The 17,446-nt window shown below is 74.3% G+C and carries 12 protein-coding genes and 2 tRNA genes; 11 read left to right on the top strand and 3 right to left on the bottom strand.

The genetic code is table 11. The annotated features are described in order from the left end of the window. The first annotated feature begins 144 nt into the window (after window positions 1-144). The 5 genes from gyrA (at window position 145) to LPU61_RS19605 (ending at window position 5,254) form a co-directional block, all read left to right on the top strand. The gene (gyrA, locus tag LPU61_RS19625; protein WP_374199700.1) at window positions 145-3,819 is read left to right on the top strand and encodes an intein-containing DNA gyrase subunit A; all 3,675 of its coding nucleotides are present in this window, start codon (window positions 145-147) and stop codon (window positions 3,817-3,819) included. Between the two features lie 3 nt (window positions 3,820-3,822). After that, window positions 3,823-4,737, top strand: coding sequence for a DUF3566 domain-containing protein (locus LPU61_RS19620; protein WP_043961015.1), 915 nt, complete (start codon window positions 3,823-3,825; stop codon window positions 4,735-4,737). A gap of 152 nt (window positions 4,738-4,889) precedes the next feature. Further along, window positions 4,890-4,963 (top strand) — tRNA-Ile (locus LPU61_RS19615). 43 nt (window positions 4,964-5,006) lie between these two features. Next, the gene (locus tag LPU61_RS19610; protein ID WP_218107428.1) at window positions 5,007-5,135 is read left to right on the top strand and encodes a DLW-39 family protein; all 129 of its coding nucleotides are present in this window, start codon (window positions 5,007-5,009) and stop codon (window positions 5,133-5,135) included. 43 nt (window positions 5,136-5,178) lie between these two features. After that, window positions 5,179-5,254 (top strand) — tRNA-Ala (locus tag LPU61_RS19605). A gap of 157 nt (window positions 5,255-5,411) precedes the next feature. Here the strand turns inward: LPU61_RS19605 and LPU61_RS19600 are convergent. Beyond that, window positions 5,412-6,821, bottom strand: coding sequence for an alpha/beta fold hydrolase (locus LPU61_RS19600; RefSeq protein ID WP_229405702.1), 1,410 nt, complete (start codon window positions 6,819-6,821; stop codon window positions 5,412-5,414). Between the two features lie 118 nt (window positions 6,822-6,939). Next, on the bottom strand, window positions 6,940-7,707 hold the full coding sequence (locus LPU61_RS19595; RefSeq protein ID WP_229405701.1) for an HAD family hydrolase: 768 nt from the start codon (window positions 7,705-7,707) through the stop codon (window positions 6,940-6,942). 103 nt (window positions 7,708-7,810) lie between these two features. Here LPU61_RS19595 and LPU61_RS19590 point away from each other — a divergent pair, with 103 nt between their 5' ends. Continuing rightward, a complete protein-coding gene (locus LPU61_RS19590; protein ID WP_229405847.1) occupies window positions 7,811-8,776 on the top strand; it encodes an L-threonylcarbamoyladenylate synthase in 966 nt (321 codons plus the stop codon). A 38-nt stretch (window positions 8,777-8,814) separates the two neighbouring features. Here the strand turns inward: LPU61_RS19590 and LPU61_RS19585 are convergent, their stop codons facing one another. Further along, window positions 8,815-13,293: an HAD-IC family P-type ATPase gene (locus LPU61_RS19585; protein WP_229405846.1), complete on the bottom strand. Its 4,479-nt coding sequence runs from the start codon at window positions 13,291-13,293 to the stop codon at window positions 8,815-8,817. A 248-nt stretch (window positions 13,294-13,541) separates the two neighbouring features. Here LPU61_RS19585 and LPU61_RS19580 point away from each other — a divergent pair, with 248 nt between their 5' ends. From LPU61_RS19580 to LPU61_RS19560, 5 genes are all read left to right on the top strand, one after another. Next, a complete protein-coding gene (locus tag LPU61_RS19580; protein WP_176734101.1) occupies window positions 13,542-13,802 on the top strand; it encodes a hypothetical protein in 261 nt (86 codons plus the stop codon). Window positions 13,803-14,083: 281 nt separating this feature from the next. Then, window positions 14,084-15,484, top strand: coding sequence for an MFS transporter (locus LPU61_RS19575; protein WP_374199699.1), 1,401 nt, complete (start codon window positions 14,084-14,086; stop codon window positions 15,482-15,484). A gap of 162 nt (window positions 15,485-15,646) precedes the next feature. Further along, window positions 15,647-16,432: an SDR family oxidoreductase gene (locus LPU61_RS19570; protein ID WP_229405699.1), complete on the top strand. Its 786-nt coding sequence runs from the start codon at window positions 15,647-15,649 to the stop codon at window positions 16,430-16,432. Window positions 16,433-16,469: 37 nt separating this feature from the next. Next, on the top strand, window positions 16,470-16,664 hold the full coding sequence (locus tag LPU61_RS19565) for a hypothetical protein (protein ID WP_043961023.1): 195 nt from the start codon (window positions 16,470-16,472) through the stop codon (window positions 16,662-16,664). A 207-nt stretch (window positions 16,665-16,871) separates the two neighbouring features. Continuing rightward, window positions 16,872-17,432: a YbaK/EbsC family protein gene (locus tag LPU61_RS19560; protein ID WP_229405845.1), complete on the top strand. Its 561-nt coding sequence runs from the start codon at window positions 16,872-16,874 to the stop codon at window positions 17,430-17,432. Window positions 17,433-17,446 lie beyond the last annotated feature (14 nt).

Genomic DNA, 17,446 nt, shown 5'->3' with positions numbered 1-17,446 from the left:
GCACGAAACCGACTCTGATTCTGATAAGGGTTAACAGTGACCGATACCCCCGAGTCCACCCCGAGCGAGCCCGAGGTCCCCGAGACCCCCGCCGCCGCAGTCGTGGCGCACGACCGGATCGAGCCGGTCGGGCTCGAGGTGGAGATGCAGCGCTCCTACCTCGACTACGCCATGAGCGTCATCGTCGGGCGGGCACTGCCGGACGTCCGGGACGGGCTCAAGCCGGTCCACCGCAAGATCCTCTACGCCATGTTCGACTCCGGCTACCGGCCGGACCGCGGCTACGTGAAGTGTTCCCGCGTCGTCGGCGACGTGATGGGTCAGTTCCACCCGCACGGCGACTCGGCGATCTACGACGCGCTGGTCCGGATGGCGCAGCCCTGGTCGCTGCGCTACCCGCTGGTCGACGGCAACGGCAACTTCGGCTCGCCCGGAAATGACCCGGCTGCCGCGATGAGATATTGCTTGACCGGCAATGTCCGCATTCGTACCGCCGATGGTGCGGTCCGGATCGGCGACGTCGTTCCCGACGCCGCGCCGAGCAGCGAGACCGACATCGAGCTGAAGGTCCGCGACCGCAACGGTGACCTGGTCCGCGCCAGCAAGTTCTTCCACTCCGGCGAGCACCCGACGCTGCGGCTGCGCACCCGCGAGGGGTACGAGCTGACCGGCACCCACAACCACCCGGTCCTCTGCCTGGTCGACGTGGCCGGCGTGCCGACCCTGCTGTGGAAGCTGCTCGCCGAGATCGGCCCCGGTGACCGGGTGGTCATCCAGCGGACGGTGCCGGAGGAGATCGGCTACCCGATGCTGGAGCACGTCGAGGCGGCCGTCCTCGCCGGCGCGTTCGTCAGCGAGGGCTGGGTGTCCGAGGGCCGGGCCGGCTTCAACAACACCGACCGCGAGTTCTTCGTCCGTGTCCTCGCGGCCTACGACCTCGCCGTCGGCGGCCCGCGCTACGTCAGCCAGCGCACCATCGCCTCCGGGAGCCTGCTGCACGAGATCGACGTCCAGGACCTCTCCGTGCTGCGGGAGAGCCTTCTCGGCGAGCTGGTCGGGGCGCGGAGTGCCGCGAAGTTCGTGCCGGAGTTCGTCTGGCGGGGGCCGGCGGCGATCAAGCGGGCCTTCCTCCAGGCCCTCTTCGAGGGCGACGGCTCGTCGTCGCTGCTGCCCCGCAACACCATCCAGATCTCGTACTCGACCCGCAGCGAGCGGCTGGCCCGTGAGGTGCAGCAGCTCCTGCTGGAGTTCGGCGTCATCAGCAAGCAGTGCCGGTACGACAGCGGCGAGATCAAGGTGGTGGTGACCAACCGCCGCGACGCCCGGATCTTCGCCCAGCAGGTCGGCTTCCTCGGCCGCAAGCAGGTCAAGCTGGAGTCGGAGCTGGCCCAGGTGCCGGCGAGCAGCACCGCCCTCTCCGGCGACCACGTGCCGCTGGTCGGCGACTTCATCCGCGAGCACGGCGCCACCCGGTGGACGGAGCGGGACTGGCTGCGCCGGCACAACGTGGACCGGATCGAGCGCTGGGAGCGGGACCGCGACGAGATCGCCGCCCGGATCACCGAGCGCGAGGTGCTCGACGTGGTCGAGCCGCTGGTCGACGGCCGGTTCTACTACGCCGAGGTGGCCAGCGTCACGGACGCCGGGGTGCAGCCGGTCTACAGCATCCGGGTGGACACGGACGACCATTCGTTCGTCTCCGACGGGTTCGTCAGCCACAACACCGAGTGCAAGCTCGACCCGCTGGCGATGGAGATGCTGCGGGACATCGACGAGGACACCGTCGACCTGCAGGACAACTACGACGGCCGGGCCAAGGAGCCCACCATCCTGCCGTCGCGCATCCCGAACCTGCTGATCAACGGCTCCGAGGGCATCGCGGTCGGCATGGCCACGAAGATCCCACCGCACAACCTGCGCGAGATCGGCGCGGCGGTGCAGTGGTGCCTGGAGAACCCGGACGTCGACGAGGCGACGACCCTCGACGCGCTCATCGAGATCGTCAAGGGTCCTGACTTCCCGACCCACGGTCTGATCGTGGGCACCCAGGCGATCCAGGACGCGTACCGCACGGGTCGTGGGTCGATCCGGATGCGGGCCGTGGTGGAGGTGGAGGAGGACAAGCGGGGCCGCCCGGCGCTGGTGGTCAGCGAGCTGCCGTACCAGGTGAACCCGGACAACCTGGCCGAGCGGATCGCGGAGCTGATCAAGGAGGGCAAGCTCGCCGGCATCGCCGACATCCGGGACGAGTCCTCGGGGCGTACGGGCATGCGGATCGTGCTCGTGCTCAAGCGCGACGCGGTCGCCAAGGTGGTGCTGAACAACCTCTACAAGCACACCCAGCTCCAGGAGACGTTCGGCGCGAACATGCTGGCGCTGGTCGACGGGGTGCCGCGCACGCTGAACCTGGCCCAGTTCATCCGCTACTACGTCGAGCACCAGATCGAGGTGATCCGGCGGCGGACGGCGTTCCGGCTGCGCAAGGCCGAGGAGCGGGCGCACATCCTGCGCGGTCTGAGCAAGGCGCTGGACGCCCTGGACGAGGTGATCGCCCTGATCCGGCGGTCGCCGACGGTGGAGGACGCCCGGCAGGGCCTGATCCGGCTGCTGGAGATCGACGAGATCCAGGCGACGGCGATCCTGGACATGCAGCTGCGCCGGCTGGCGGCCCTGGAGCGGCAGCGGATCCTCGACGATCTGGCGAAGCTGGAGCTGGAGATCGCCGACCTCAAGGACATCCTGGCCAAGCCGGAGCGGCAGCGGCGGATCGTCTCGGAGGAGCTGGGCGAGATCGTCGCGAAGTGGGGCGACGAGCGGCGTACGAAGATCGTGCCGTTCGACGGCGAGGTCTCCATGGAGGACCTGATCGCCCGCGAGGACGTGGTGGTCACGATCACCCGCACCGGGTACGCGAAGCGGACGAAGGTCGACCTGTACCGCTCGCAGCGGCGCGGCGGGAAGGGCGTCAGCGGGGCCACGCTGCGGCAGGACGACATCGTCAGCCACTTCTTCGTGTGCTCGACGCACGACTGGATCCTGTTCTTCACGAACAAGGGCCGGGTGTACCGGGCCAAGGCGTACGAGCTTCCGGAAGCCAGTAGGGTAGCCAAGGGCCAACACGTGGCCAATCTGCTCGCTTTCCAAGCGGACGAGCAGATCGCGCAGATCATCGAAATCCCGAACTACCAGGTGGCCCCCTACCTGGTACTGGCCACGAAGAACGGCCTGGTGAAGAAGACGCGGCTCGAGGAGTTCGACTCCAACCGTTCCGGCGGAGTCATCGCGATCAACCTGCGCGATGAGGACGAGCTGGTCGGTGCTGCCCTCGTCGCCCCGTCCGACGATCTGCTGCTGGTGTCGAAGAACGCGCAGGCGATCCGCTTCAACGCCACGGACGAGGCGCTGCGGCCGATGGGTCGGGCCACGTCGGGTGTGATCGGCATGCGGTTCAGCGACGAGGACGTCCTGCTGGCCATGGAGGTGGTCCGCGAGGGGCTGGACGTCCTGGTGGCCACGAACGGGGGATATGCGAAACGTACCCCGATCGAGGAATACCCGGTGCAGGGCCGGGGAGGTAAGGGCGTGCTGACTGCGAAGATCACCGAGCGCCGCGGTGGTCTGGTCGGCGCTGTGGTGATCCACCCGGACGACGAGCTGTTCGCGATCACCAGCAACGGTGGCGTCATCCGGACTCCGGTGAAGCCTGTACGCCGTACGCGTGACCGGAACACAATGGGGGTCAAGCTGATGGACCTCCCGGACGGCGTGACTATCGTGGCGATTGCTCGCAATGCCGACGAGCCTGACGAACAGGACTAGTTGATGACGGAGACACAGGCGAAGTCGGGGAACAAGGGGACCTCGGCCAACCCGGTCGACGAGGAGGCCGCCGCGAAGGGCGGCGCACCAGCGACCGGCCGCGCGGCCGTGGGCCGGGCAACCGTCCCCGCCGACGCGCCTGCCCCGAAGTTCACCCGGGCGCCCGGGATGGCCCCGCCGCCGGACTCCCCCGGCGACGATTCGGGGGCGAGCGACAAGACCGAGACATCCGGCATCGACGCGCCCACCTCCGCGGCGGCTCCGGCCGTGGCGGCGGGCAGTGCGGCCCGTCCGGCGACGACCCAGCCGATCAGGACCGGCGGCGGGCAGTCGGCGGCCGGCAGCAGCGCCGTCACAGGCACCCTGCCGCGCATCGGGGGTGGCACCGCCACGAAGCCGCAGCCGGACGGAGCCCGTCCGGCCGGTGCCGGCCGTCCCGCCAGTGGCGGCGGGCTGCCGCCGGGGGTGGCCGGTGCGTCGGCCGTGGGTGCCGCCCGCGTGGGTGACGCGGTACGCGCGGCGCGTACTTCGGTCAGTTCGGCCGCGTCGCGCGGGCCTCGCCGGGCCCGGCTGAACCTCAAGCGGATCGACCCCTGGTCCGTGATGAAGTTCGCGTTCGCTGTCTCCGTCGTGCTCTTCATCGTGGTGGTCGTGGCCACGTCGGTGCTCTACCTGGCGCTGGACGCGATGGGCGTGTTCCAGAGCGTCAACGACAGCCTGACCGACCTGGTGGCCGCCGGCGGGCAGAGCAGCAGCACCTTCCAGATCACCGCCAAGGGCGTGATCCTGAGTTCCGCCCTGATCGGCCTGGTCAACGTCGTCCTGTTCACCGCGCTGGCGACTCTCGGCGCGTTCGTCTACAACGTCTGCGCCGACCTGGTCGGCGGGATCGAGCTGACGCTCGCCGAGCGGGACTGACCGCGTCCGACGCCGGGGCGTGCCGCGTAAAGCGGTCGCCCCGGCGTCGTGCGTCCGGGTAGTTTCGGGGGGTACGGCGGGGCGTGCGGCGCTCGGCGGCCCCCGATTTGGGGCGCGGCGGGCGGATGCGTTAACCTTGGCCGTCGCCACGCGGGGCTATAGCTCAGTCGGTTAGAGCGCAGAGCTGATAACTCTGAGGTCGCTGGTTCGATTCCAGCTAGCCCCACCGCACATCGTTCCGACGGCTGTCGAGCGCAAGGGGTCGCCCCATGTTCAAGAAGCTTCTGATTCTGGCCGGCGTCGTCGGTGTGGCTGCCTTGGTCGCTCGTAAGGTCAAGGCCTCCAACGACGAGCGGGCCCTGTGGCACGAGGCGACCACCGCGCCCGACCTGCGCTGACCGTCTCTTCGACTGTCAGCTCCGGGCGGATCCGCCCGCCTTCGGGGCCCTAGCTCAAATGGCAGAGCACTGCCTTTGCAAGGCAGGGGTTAGGGGTTCGAGTCCCCTGGGCTCCACCAGCACTTTCCTTGGTTGATCTCGGTCCGAGCGCAGCCATCCGTACAGCCAAGCTCCTCACGCCGTTCCTTCCTCGCCGAGCACGCGATCGATGGCCGAGGCCACCGTGCACGTCGCAGCGAGCGGTCAACGCGTGGTTTCCCGCTTCTGAAGCGCGGCCTAGCAGGCCGTGTTCTGCTTCGGCAGGTGCCCGTGCACCAGGTACGCGGTGACCATGTCGGTCATGCAGGCGTTGGCCTGGCCGCTGAGCAGGGGCACGTGTGTCTGCTTGTCCACGGTGACCAGTCGGGAGCCGGTGATGGCGCGGGCGGTCGCGATCGAGTTGGCCGGCGGCACCGAGGCGTCGCGCAGCGCGGCGACGACGAGCGCCGCCGGTGCCCGGTTGCTGGCCAGCGGCGGGGTGTTGTCCCGGCTGACCGGCCAGAAGGCGCAGGGGTTGAGGTTGGCCATCGACGGGCCGAAGACGGGATAGCGGGTGCCGAGGCGGGTCAGGTCGCGGCGGTAGGTCGCGAGGTCGCGCGGCCACGCGTTGTCGCCGCAGCGGAATGCCATGTTGACCGCGGTGTGGTTGTCGGCCGGCACACCCGGCGTCCCGGGCAGGGGGGCCGGTCGCGGGTCGAGTGGGATCGGCGGTGGGGTCCGGGCGAGGATGGCGGCCAGGTTGGTCGCGACCACCGGCCACAGCTGCTCGAAGTACGTCGCGATGACCGTCAGGGAGCCGAGTTCACCGACGGTCCAGGCGTGGTCTCCGGCCACGATCGGCTCGATCGCCGCCTCGGCGAAAGCCTCGCTCAAGGTTCCCGCGGCCTCGGCCGGCGTGCTCCCGAGCCCGAACGCCGCGCTGTTGTCGGCGAGGTAGCCGGTGAACGCGGCGTAGTTCTCCTCGAAGGCGGGAATCCGGTTCAGCTCGTAGGGGCGCCAGGCGAGGTCGTAGTTGACCGGGCTGTCCAGCACGAACCGGTCCACCCGGTGCGGGAAGAGTGTGCCGTACGCGACGCCGAGCATCGCCGCGTACGAGCCCCCGAGGAAGGACAGCTTCCGCTCGCCGAGGCTTGCCCGGATGGCGTCCATGTCGCGGGCTGCCTGTGCGGTCGTGGCGAACGGCAGCGCCCAGCCGGCGTGCCGGGCGCAGTCGCGGGCGTACTCGCGGGCCTCGGCGGCGGTGTCCTTCAGGGACTGATAGGTCGCGGTGCGCACCCAGTAGCCGCCCGGCTCCTCTTCCGGCTGGCCGCAGGTGATCGGAGTACTGCGTTCGACGAAGCGCATGTCGAACCCGACGATGTCGTACCGGGCGAGCACTGCGGGGTCGACGACGGCGGCGAGGTTCAGCGGCTCGGGGACGCCGGCACCACCCGGCCCGCCGCCCGTGGTGACCAGCACGCCGCGGCGGAGCGCCGGGTCGGTCGCGGGGAGCCGGGAGATCATGATGTCGATCGTCGGGCCGGCTGGCCGCGCATGGTCGAGCGGCACCTGGACGGTGGCGCAGCGCAGGCGCGTGTCGTCGACACCTGGGCAGGCCCGCCACGCGAGGGTCGCTCCGCTGGCTGCTCCGGCTGAGGCGACGGTCATGGTGAGGAAAGCGACGACGACAGCGGCCAACGCGCGCATCCACACCCCCGAGCATCGACTCATGTATATCTACGTCGCACACGCTAGGGCGCATGTTCCCGCACCGCAACGTTGCTCTTCAGCCGACCGGGGCGGTGACTCCGGCGTCGCGGAGCAGCGCGAGCAGGCCGTGGCCGTCCTCGACTACGGCGTCCGGGGCGAGCGCGGGCAGGGGCTCCTCGCGGTCGGTGCGCGGCGAGTGCATCAGCACCGCCGCCCCGGCTCCGGCGCGGCGGGCGCAGGCGACGTCGCGGTGCCGGCTGTCGCCGACGAACCAGCAGTCGGCGACCGGCACGCCGAGCGCCCGGGTGGCGAGCCGGGCCAGCTCCGGGTTCGGCTTACGCACGCCCGCCTCGTCGCTGTAGAGCTGCGCGGTGAACAGTGTGCCGAGGCCGGCGGCGGCCAGGAAGTCGCGTGGGGCGGCACCGCAGGTGGTGTTGCTGACGACCGCGAGCGGGAGGCCGGCCCGGGTGGCGGCGGCGAGGGCGTCGGGGATGCCGGGGCGCACGGCCCACTGCGGGTGCCAGGTCCACGCGTACGCCAGCGGGGTCGCCTCCCGGTCGACGGCGGCCCGGGCCGGGGCCGGCCAGCCGCCGGTGACGAACCTGGCCCACACCTGCCGGTGGCCCAGCTCGACGGGGTGCTCCCCGGCGCTCTCCTCGTCCCGCCACAGCCCGTACGCCTGGGCGCCGGCCGTCAGGTCGCGGGCGATCTGCTCGGCGGGGACCGCGCCGCCGACGAGCCGGAACAGCCGCTGGACCAGCTCGGGCGGGTTCGGTGGCTGCGGTGGCGCGTCCGCGAGGACCCCGCCGAAGTCGAGCAGGAGCGCACGCGGTGTCCGGAGCATGCCCGCATCCTCTCGTACCGGCGGGGAGAGGAGAAGGGGCGAGCCGGTGCGCCCGGGACGGGCAGGTTAGCGTCGGGGGGTGAGCACCGGATCTCCGCGCGTCCTGCCCGTCGAGAGCGGCATCGCCGAGGCTGCCTCGGTCCTGCGGGCCGGGGGGCTGGTGGCGTTCCCGACCGAGACCGTCTACGGGCTGGGCGCGAACGCCCTCGACGCCCGTGCGGCGGCCCGGATCTTCGAGGCGAAGCAGCGGCCGAGCTTCGACCCGCTGATCACCCACCTCGCCGACGCGGCCGACCTGGCCGGGCTGGTGGGGCCCGTGCCCGAGGCGGTGGCGGCGCTGGCCGAGCGGTTCTGGCCGGGGCCGCTGACGCTGATCGTGGACCGTCCCGCCGCCATCCCGCCGATCGTCACCTCGGGGCTGGAGACGATGGCCGTGCGGGTGCCGGACGAGGCGTCCGCGCGGGCGCTGATCGCGGCGGCGGGGGTGCCGGTGGCCGCGCCGAGCGCCAACCGGTTCGGGCAGCTCAGCCCCACCCGGGCCGAGCACGTGGTGGCGGGGCTGGGCGGCGCGGTCGACGTGGTGCTCGACGGCGGACCGACCCGCTGCGGCATCGAGTCGACCATCGTGGACGCCCGGGGCGGGCGGCCGGTGGTGCTGCGGCTCGGCGCGCTGCCGGTGGAGACCCTGGTCGAGGCGGTGGGCCCGGTGACCGTACGCCCTGGCAGTTCCGGCCAGCCGGTGGCACCCGGGACGCTGGCCGCGCACTACGCCCCGCGTACCCCGTTGCGGGTGGCGGGTGGGGCGGAGCCGGCGGCCGGCGACGGCACCCGGCGGGGTCTCCTGGCCTTCCGGGAGCGACCGGCGGGCGGCGACTGGGCGGCGGTCGAGGTGCTGTCGCCCGGGGGTGACCTGACGGTGGCGGCGGCCCGGCTCTTCGACGCGCTGCACCGACTCGACGCGGCCGGGGTGACGGAGATCGTCGCGGAGCGGGTGCCGGACGTCGGGGTGGGGCGGGCGGTCAACGACCGGTTGGGCCGGGCGGCGGCGACCTGGCGGTCGGACGCCTGACGCGGGGCGGTCGGGCGGCGGTGCCGGGCGCCTGCGGTTCAGGGGTGAGAAGGGGACCCTTCTCTACCGGAGGCGTCAACAAGGGGCCCTTCCTTACCCAGCAGGCGGGTGAGGGTGCCGTTGGCCAGGGTCGCGCCGAGCGCCGAGCCCGCCGCGATGCTCCAGCCGACCGGCCCGAGCGGGGTGCAGCCGAAGAACTGGCTGACCCCCGGCGTCTGCACCACGAGCACCAGCGCCCCGACGGAGGCGGCGGTCGACACGAGCACCGTGGGGCTGGTGCCGCCGGCCAACACGGTCTGCCCGAGCTGGGTGCCGACGAGCGAGGCGAGCGCGACCGTGCCGGCCCGCCGTTGTCGCCCCGTGTAACGGGCGAGCGTCCAGCCCACCGTCGCGCCCAGCGTGGTGGACGCCGCCCGCAGCGCGATCTCCCGGGTCAGCGTCTCGCCGAGCGAGCTGTCCGGGCCCTCCCGTAGCAGGTGGTCGGCGTGGCCGTCGGCGGGTGGCCGGACGGCGATGGCCAGCGCCGGTGCCAGGTCGGTGAGCAGGTTGACCAGGAGCAGCTGCCGCCCGTTGAGCGCCGACCGGCCGGTGCTGGCGGCGCTGAGCACGCTGAACGCGATCTCGCCGAGGTTGCCGCCGACGAGGATGCTCAGCGCGTGCCGGACGGACGACCACATGGCCCGACCCTCGACGAGGGTGGCGATGATGGTCTCCAGCCGGTCGTCGGTGACCACCAGGTCGGCGGCGGCGCGGGCGGCGGGGGTGCCCCGCTGGCCGAGGGCGATGCCGACGTCGGCGAGTCGGATCGCCGGGGCGTCGTTGGCCCCGTCGCCGGTCATCGCCACGGTCCGCCCGTTGCGCTGCAACGCCTGGATGATGCGTACCTTGTGGGCCGGGGTGCAGCGGGCCACCACGTCGGTGCGGGTCAGCCGTTCGGCGAGCGCGTCGTCGTCGAGCCGGTCCAGCTCGGTGGCGGTGGCCACCCGCTGCTCGCCGTGGTCGGGGCTGATGGTGGCGGCGATCGCCTCGGCCGTCGCCGGATGGTCCCCGGTGATCATGATGGTGTGCACGCCGGCCTGCCGGATCCGGCGCACGGCGGGCGCGGCGGACTCGCGTACCCCGTCGGCGATCGCCAGCAGGCCGACGAAGACGAGGCCCGTCACGTCGTCGTCGGTCACGGTCTCGGCGGTGACGGGACGCTCGGCGACGGCCAGGACGCGGTGCCCTGCGCCGGCCCGCTCGGCGAGCATCCGGTGCAGCTCGGCCCGGCCGGCGTCGTCCAGCGGCCGGTCGTGCCCGTCGGCGGTGCGCCGGGCGGCGCAGCGGGGCACCACCGTCTCCGGGGCGCCCTTGACGCTGAGCAGCAGCCCGCCGCCGGCCCGGCCGACGGTGGCGTGGTAGCCCCGCGACGGCTCGAACGGCAGGCCGCCCGCCGCCTGCCAGCCGTCGGCGTCGGTCCGCTCGTCGACCCCGGCCGCCGCCGCGCCCCGGCGTACCGCCCGGTCGGTCTGCTGGGGCAGCTCGTCCGGGTCGCCGGCCGGGGTGGCGCGCAGCGCGGCGGCCAGGGTCCGTCGCAGCGCACCGTCCAGATCCTCCGGCGCGGCGTACCGGGTGCCGCTGCCGTCGCCGACGCCGGCGAGCAGCAGCTTGCCCTCGGTGAGGGTGCCGGTCTTGTCGAAGCACAGCACGTCGACGCGGCCCAGCGCCTCGATGGTGCGCGGGTTGCGGACCAGCGCGCCGTGCTCGGCCAGCCGCCGGGCGGCGGCGAGCTGGGCCGCGCTGACCAGGAACGGCAGGCCCTCCGGCACCGACGCCACCGCCAGGTTCGCGGCGGTCGCCGCCGTCTCCGCCAGGGGTACGCCGCGCAGCAGCCCCGCCCCGGCCACCGCCACCGCCGACCCGGCGGCCAACGGGACGGCCGACCTGGTGAGCTTGCCGAGCCGGGCCTCCACGCCGCTGGCCGGGGGCGACTGCCGGGCCAGCGCCAGGCTGCGTCCCGCCTCGGTGTCCGAGCCGGTGGCGACGACGACGGCGGTGCCGTGGCCGGTGGCGATGGTGGTGCCCTCGTACAGCATGGAGTGGCGGTCGGCGACGGCGGCGGCGACCACCGGGTCGGCGGACTTGCCCACCGGCAGCGACTCGCCGGTCAGCGACGACTCGTCGGCCTCCAACCCGTCGGTGGCGAGCACCCGGCAGTCCGCCGGTACGGCGTCGCCGGGCCCCAGGACGATCACGTCCCCGCTGACCAGTTCCTCGGCGGCGACGGTCCGTTCCGTGCCGCCGCGGCGGACCAGGGCGGTGACCGCCGAACGGGACAGCAGCTCGGCCAGCGACCGTTCGGTGTTGCGCTGGTGGACTGCACCGACCAGCGCGGACCCGCCGACCACCCCGCCGACGAGGGCGGCGTCGACCAGCGAGCCGAAGCTCGCGGAGAGCACCGCCCCGGCGGCGAGTACGGGGGTGAGCGGGTTGGCCAGCTCGTCGACGAACGCGCGGAGCAGTCCCGACGGGCCCGGCGTGTCCCCGGTGCGGCGGCCCAGGCGGCGGTGCGCCTCGGCGTCGTCGAGGCCGTCGGGGCCGGTGCCGAGCTGGCGCAGCACCGCGTCGGTCGGCATCAGGTGCCACGCCGTCGGGGCCGGCGGCGCGCTGTCCGCCCGGTCCGGCAGCCGGCCCGCCCGCCACACCCCGTGCAGGAAGGCCAGGGCGGCGGCCCCGTTCACGGCGGCCAGCGTCCGGCCCGGAAGCTGCCGGGGGTCGGCGGTGAACGCGCCGAGCGCCCCCAGCCCGGTGCCGGCCAGCGACAGCCGGATGTTCTGCGCGGTCATCCGGCGGGCCACCCCCGCCGCCTCGATGATCAGGGCGGCGACCCGTAGGTCGGCACCGACCAGCAGGTGGGCCCCCCACGGCGGCAGGTCGTCGGGCCCGGCCACCCCGAGCCCGCAGTCGGACGCCCCCAGTGCCGTCCGGTCGGCGGAGAGCAGCAGCACCACCGCGCCGTCGCGCTGCAACTGACGCACGGTGTCGACGGTCCGTGGGCCGCCGGGAAGGACGGCGTCGGCGAAGGCGTACCGGCCGTCGTCGTCGCCGGCGACCACCAGCCGCAGGCCGGCCTGCCGGGTGGCGGTGGGCAGCGCGTCCACGCCGGGGGCGGGCTCCGGTTCCACCCGGAGCAGCGCGACGAGGCGGTCCGCCTCGGCGAGGCCGAGCAGCGTGCCGCCGCCGGAGCGCAGCCGCCGGCTGTCGTCGGTGTCGCCCGGGTCGGTCGCGCCGACGGCGTCCAGCGGGCCGAGTCGCCACCCGTCGGCCTGCTGCACCTGGCCGGGGGCGGCCGGGTCGAACAGCGCGAAGGCGCGGGCGGCCACCTGCCCGGTGTCCGCCCCGGACAGCGGGGCGAGATCGGCGAGGACCGCCCGCTGCGAGCCGAGCACCGCGGCGTCCAGCACCACCGTGTCGATCCGGTCGAGTTCCCGCAGCACGCTGCGGTCCATGGCGATCACGCCGCGCCGGGCGAGCATGCGGCCGAGTTGGGCGGCGTACCCCTCACGGCCGCTGCCCGGTGCCTTGGACAGGCTGGAGAGCCCGAGCGCGGCGGCCCGCTTGCCCCCGACCACCGGGACCGCCGCCGCGCCGGCCGCCGCGCCCGCCGTCAGCATCCGGCTGACGAAGCGTTCGGCGGGTCCGTCCGGCTTCGGGTTCGGGCGTTCCGCCGTCGGGACCCGGGCGACGGCCCGGTCCGGGTCGCCGGTGAGCCGGGGCTCCGCCTTCGTCCAGGCGGTGAGTTGGGCGCGGGCCTCGCCCCACTGCACGACGCGCTGCGCGCCGTCCAGCACGATCCCGGCCCAGCCGCCGGTGAGGCCCTGCACGACCGCCTCGGCGAGCGGGAAGAGGATGTCGGCGCGCGGGTCGGCGCGTAACCCCCGGCCGGCGAGGGCGTGCAGCTTCGGGTGCAGGTCGACGGCGGCGAGCAGGCCGGACACCTCGCCCGGGACCGGGGTGAACGGCAGGATCCGGGTGGCCGCCGAGATGGTCAGGCCGAGCGCGTCCGAGGCGAGCGCACCGAGGGTGCGGGGGGTGCGCGGCCCGTCCTCGGGCGGGTGCGGGGGCGGGATCTCCGGGTCGGGCTCGTGGTCGCAGGTGCGTTCGCAGCGGGCGATCGTGGTGATGAGGTCGCGCAGTTTTGGTTCCGGTTCCCCGACGGCCACGACCACGCGGCCGGAGGCCGCGTTCACCCGGGCCCAGGTCACCCCGGGCAGCCGTTCCAGCGTGCGTTCCACCTGGCGGGCGAGCCGGTCGCCGCCGTCCTGGCCGACGCCGTGCACCTCGATGTGGTGCCGACCCGGCCGGGACCAGACCCGGCGACTGGTCAGGCCGGCCGACCGGGCCAGCCGGGTCGCGGCGACGCCGACGCTGCGGGAGGCGTCGCCCACCAGGTGCGGCACCGTCCGGGACACGTCGCCGACCAGGGGCATCGTCACCGACGGCAGGAGGCGGCCGGCGAGCCGGCCCAGCGAGGTCATCGAGCGGTACGGCCGGAGCGCCGCCGGCCGGCTCTCCCGGTGCCGCCGCTGCTCCCGCCGTACGCCATCTCGCCTCCCACGCTCGGTCCCGGCGGGCTGACTTCCCGCCCGCTCGGGCGTCATGCCCCCTTCGTCCGGGAATTTCTCGGCGGTTGCCCGAGAAGTTCCTCCGCCACTGGCATGGACGCGACCGACGGTGGAACGCGGCTCGGGTCATGGCCAGCGCGGACGACACAGGGGAGGCCGGGATGAGCACGATCACGCGACACCTCAGCGGGGCGCACGAGATGGTGCGGACGTACAGCCGCCGGGTGGAGGTGCCGATGCTGGGCGAGGTCGCCGTGCCGCCGCCCGACAAGGTGGCCTACTACGCGGGCCTCGGGGTGCTCGCCGCGCTCCAGGTCATCGAGTGGCCGCTCGCGCTGGTCATCACCGCCGGGCACCTGCTCGCCGACCAGCACCTGTCCGGGCTGGCGAGGGGGGTCGGCGAGGCGCTGGAGTCCGCCTGATCCTTTGCGGCGCGTCGAGCGGGGGTGGGTGAGGCCCGATCGCGCGGGGTGAGAGCCCGGTCACGTCCGGCTTGACCTGAATCCGGGTTGAGGTCGCAGGCTGGGCGCATGCTGATCGAACTGCTGAGGATCGAGGTGAGCCGGGAACGCCCGGCCGGCGGGCGGCGGCGGAAGCCCCCGGTTGCGCCACCGGCGTGGGTCTTCCGCACGGCCGGCCGGCGGTGACCGCCGTCGCGCCCCCGGCCGCCCCGGGGCACCTGTTCGCCCCCGCGCTGCGCGCCATGACGGTGGGCGTGGTGGCACTGGTGTCGCTGCTGGCCTTCGAGGCGCTGGCCGTCGGCACCGCCATGCCCACCGTCGCCCGCAGCCTCGACGGGCTGTCCCTCTACGGGCTCGCGTTCGGCGGGGCCTTCGCCTCCGGCGTGGTGGGGATGGTCGTCTCCGGGGTGTGGTGCGACGCGCGGGGCCCCCGGGCACCCGTGTGGCACGGGGTGGGCTGGTTCGTGGCCGGGCTGCTCGTCGCCGGCTCCGCGTCGACGATGGGCGTGCTCGTGGCGGGCCGGATGGTGCAGGGCTTCGGCTCGGGCCTGCTGTCGGTCGCGCTCTACGTGGTGGTGGGGCGGGCGTACCCGGAGGCGCTGCACCGGCGGATCTTCGCCGCGTTCGCGGCCGCGTGGGTCATCCCGTCGCTGGTCGGCCCGGCGATCGCCGGGCTGGTCGTCGAGTACCTCGGCTGGCGGTGGGTCTTCCTGGCGGTGCCCGCGGTGGCGGTGCCGGCGCTGCTGCTCGTCCAGCCGGGCCTGCGCAGCCTCGCACCGTCCGCCGTCGTCCGGCCGTCGACCGGCGCGGCGGCCCGGGTCGGCTGGGCCTTCGGGGCGGGGGCGAGCGCCGCACTGCTGCACTACGGGGGGCAGCAGCGCGGCGTGCTCGCGGTCGGCCTGGTCGGTGCCGCGCTCGCGGGCCTGTTCTGCTGCGCCCCGCGCCTGCTGCCGGCCGGCTTCCTGCGGGCCGGCCGGGGCCTGCCCACGGTGGTGGGGCTGCGGGGGCTGGCCTCGGCCGCGTTCGCCGGTGCCGAGGTGGTGATCCCGCTGATGCTGTCCCGGGAGCGCGGGCTCACGCCGACCGGCGCGGGTCTGGTCCTGACCGTCGGCGCGCTCTCCTGGTCGGCCGGGTCCTGGTTGCAGGGCCGGCTGCCCGCGCCCGGCTCCGCGGTGCCCGCCCCAGCGTCGGCGGCCCGGCGCGGTCTCCTGGCCGGGCTGCGGGACCGGCTCGCGCCCCGGTCCTCCGCCACGCTGGTCCGCGCCGGGCTCGCCTGCATCACCGGCGGGACCGCCACGGTGGCGCTCGCGGTGTGGCCGGCGGTGCCGCTGCCGGTGTGCGTGCTCGGCTGGGCTGCCGCCGGGCTCGGGATGGGGCTGCTCTACCCGTCGCTGTCGGTGCTCACCCTGGAGCTGTCCGCCCCCGGTGAGCAGGGCCGCAACAGCTCCTCCCTGCAACTGGGCGACTCGCTCTTCGCGGCGACCGTGCTGGCGCTGACCGGCGCGGTGCTCGCGGCGGGCACCACCCCCGGCCGGTCGAGCTACGCGGTGACCCTGGTCCTGGCGGCCGGCCTGGCCGGGTTGGGCGTCCTGCTCGCCGGCCGGGTGATCCCGGCAGGGCCGGCTCCGGGCTCCCGGCAGTGAGATCCCGGCCGGCAGGCGGTCCGCCGGCCTGGCGGCCCGGCCCCCGGTAGCCGGCCCACCTGTCCGGCCCGGTTTCGCGGCGCGGGTCCGGTCACGAGCCGGCGGGCCGGCTCGTCGGGTCGGTGGACGACCCTGCCCGGGGGCGTCGGGAGGGAGATGGACATGAAGGTGCTGGTCACCGGGGCCACCGGCGGTCTCGGGCGGGTCGTGCTGCCCCGGCTGCGTGCCGACGGGTTCGCCGTGCGGGCGACGAGCCGGCGGCCCCGCACCGGAGCGGAGGCCGAGTGGACGGTGGTGGACCTCGCCACGGGAGCGGGCCTCGCCGAGGCGGTGACCGGCGTGGACGCCGTCCTGCACCTGGCCTCGCTGCCCGGGGGCGGGCGGCGTACCCACCAGGTGGACGTGCTCGGCACCCGCCGGCTGGCCGTCGCCGCCGGGCGGGCCGGGGTCGGCCACCTGCTCCACGTCTCCATCGTCGGGGTGGACCGGGTGCCGTTCCCCTACTACCGGCACAAGCTGGCGGCCGAGCGGGTGATCGCCGAGGGGCCGGTGCCCTGGTCGGTGCTGCGGGCCACCCAGTTCCACCCGTTCCTCGACCGCCTGCTCACCATGTCCGGTCGACTCGGCCCCGTGATTGGGGACCGGGCGCTGCTCGTCCAGCCGGTAGACCCCGGCGAGGTGGCGGCCCGGCTCTCCGCGCGGCTTTCCGCCGGGCCGCTGGGCGACATCGAGGAGTACGGCGGCCCGCAGGTGCTCCGCTTCGACGAGGCGGCGTACGCCTGGCGTGCCGCCCGGGGCTCCCGCCGGCCGCTGCTGCCGGTGCGCCTGCCGGGGCGGCTCGGGCGGGCCCTGCGCGCGGGCGGTCTCACCACCGCCGCGACTGTGACGGGCAGCCGAACCTGGGCGGACCACCTCGCCGCCACGTACGGGGGAACCGACCGTAGATGAGAAGTCTCCCCGTTCGACGTCTGCCTACCGTGACGCCATGTTGGTCCTCGTCTCCACCGTGATCCTCTACGTCGCCGGCTTCGTCTTCCTCTACGGGGTGATCCGGCTCGCCGTACGGCACGCCCTCGAAGACCTGGAGGCCCGCCGACCCGGCGTGCTGCGCTCCCAGGAGGTCGCCGCCGCGCAGGACCGGACGTTCGTCCGGGAGAACCCGTTCGTCGCGAACGGCTGACCTGGCACCGGTCCCCACGGGGGACGGATGACTCCCCCGGCGGGGCGGGGGACGCACCTCGGGGCCGGCCCGGGCACGGGGCTGGGCCGGCCCCGAGGTGGTAACACCGGCATCGCCGGTCCGGCCTCGCTTGGGCGTGGGCCCGGCCACCTGCGGTGGGCGTCCCGCGAGCCGGCGGCGTCGGGGGATGCGAGGATCGCAGCCGTGATGGGAACGCTGAAGACCGAGCCCGCCCGGAGCCGATCGGACCTGCTGGCGCCCTCGGTGGCCGCCGCGCTCGGGCAGTGGCCCGCCGACGCGCCGGTGGACGTCGACCAGGTGCTCGTCGCGCCGATCGACGCGAGCCTCGCGGACACCGCCGAGTTCTGCTCCGCGTACGGGGTGGGGCTGGACGTGTCGGCGAACTGCGTGGTGATCGCCGGGAAGCGCGGGAGTGAGATCCGGTACGCCGCCTGCGTCGTCCTCGCCACCACCCGGGCTGACGTCAACGGGGTGGCCCGCAGGGCACTTGACGTACGCAAGGCGAGCTTCGCCCCGATGGCCGAGGCGGTGGAGCTGACGGGCATGGAGTACGGCGGGATCACCCCGATCGGGCTGCCCGGGGACTGGCCGATCCTGGTCGACGCGCGGGTGGTCGCCGCTCCGTACGTGATCGTCGGCTCCGGCGTGCGGCACAGCAAGATCGCCCTGCCGGGGCCGGCGCTCGGCGCGCTCCCCGGCGCCCGGGTGGTGGAGGGGCTGGCCAGGCCCGCCCAGCCCACGGCGTAGATCGATGTCGTTTC

Source organism: Micromonospora sp. NBRC 110038 (assembly GCF_020884815.1).
Taxonomy (GTDB): Bacteria; Actinomycetota; Actinomycetes; order Mycobacteriales; family Micromonosporaceae; genus Micromonospora; species Micromonospora haikouensis.
Note: the sequence above shows the minus strand (reverse complement) of the source record. Positions and strands in the feature narration are given on the sequence as shown.

Bases quoted from the DNA above. Each gene is read 5' to 3' on its own strand.
- gyrA (WP_374199700.1), top strand. From the start codon at position 145: ATGCAGCGCTCCTACCTCGACTACGCCATGAGCGTCATCGTCGGGCGG.
- LPU61_RS19620 (WP_043961015.1), top strand. From the start codon at position 3,823: ATGACGGAGACACAGGCGAAGTCGGGGAACAAGGGGACCTCGGCCAAC.
- LPU61_RS19610 (WP_218107428.1), top strand. From the start codon at position 5,007: ATGTTCAAGAAGCTTCTGATTCTGGCCGGCGTCGTCGGTGTGGCTGCC.
- LPU61_RS19600 (WP_229405702.1), bottom strand. From the start codon at position 6,821: ATGACCGTCGCCTCAGCCGGAGCAGCCAGCGGAGCGACCCTCGCGTGG.
- LPU61_RS19595 (WP_229405701.1), bottom strand. From the start codon at position 7,707: ATGCTCCGGACACCGCGTGCGCTCCTGCTCGACTTCGGCGGGGTCCTC.
- LPU61_RS19585 (WP_229405846.1), bottom strand. From the start codon at position 13,293: ATGACCTCGCTGGGCCGGCTCGCCGGCCGCCTCCTGCCGTCGGTGACG.
- LPU61_RS19580 (WP_176734101.1), top strand. From the start codon at position 13,542: ATGAGCACGATCACGCGACACCTCAGCGGGGCGCACGAGATGGTGCGG.
- LPU61_RS19575 (WP_374199699.1), top strand. From the start codon at position 14,084: ATGACGGTGGGCGTGGTGGCACTGGTGTCGCTGCTGGCCTTCGAGGCG.
- LPU61_RS19570 (WP_229405699.1), top strand. From the start codon at position 15,647: ATGAAGGTGCTGGTCACCGGGGCCACCGGCGGTCTCGGGCGGGTCGTG.
- LPU61_RS19565 (WP_043961023.1), top strand. From the start codon at position 16,470: ATGTTGGTCCTCGTCTCCACCGTGATCCTCTACGTCGCCGGCTTCGTC.
- LPU61_RS19560 (WP_229405845.1), top strand. From the start codon at position 16,872: ATGGGAACGCTGAAGACCGAGCCCGCCCGGAGCCGATCGGACCTGCTG.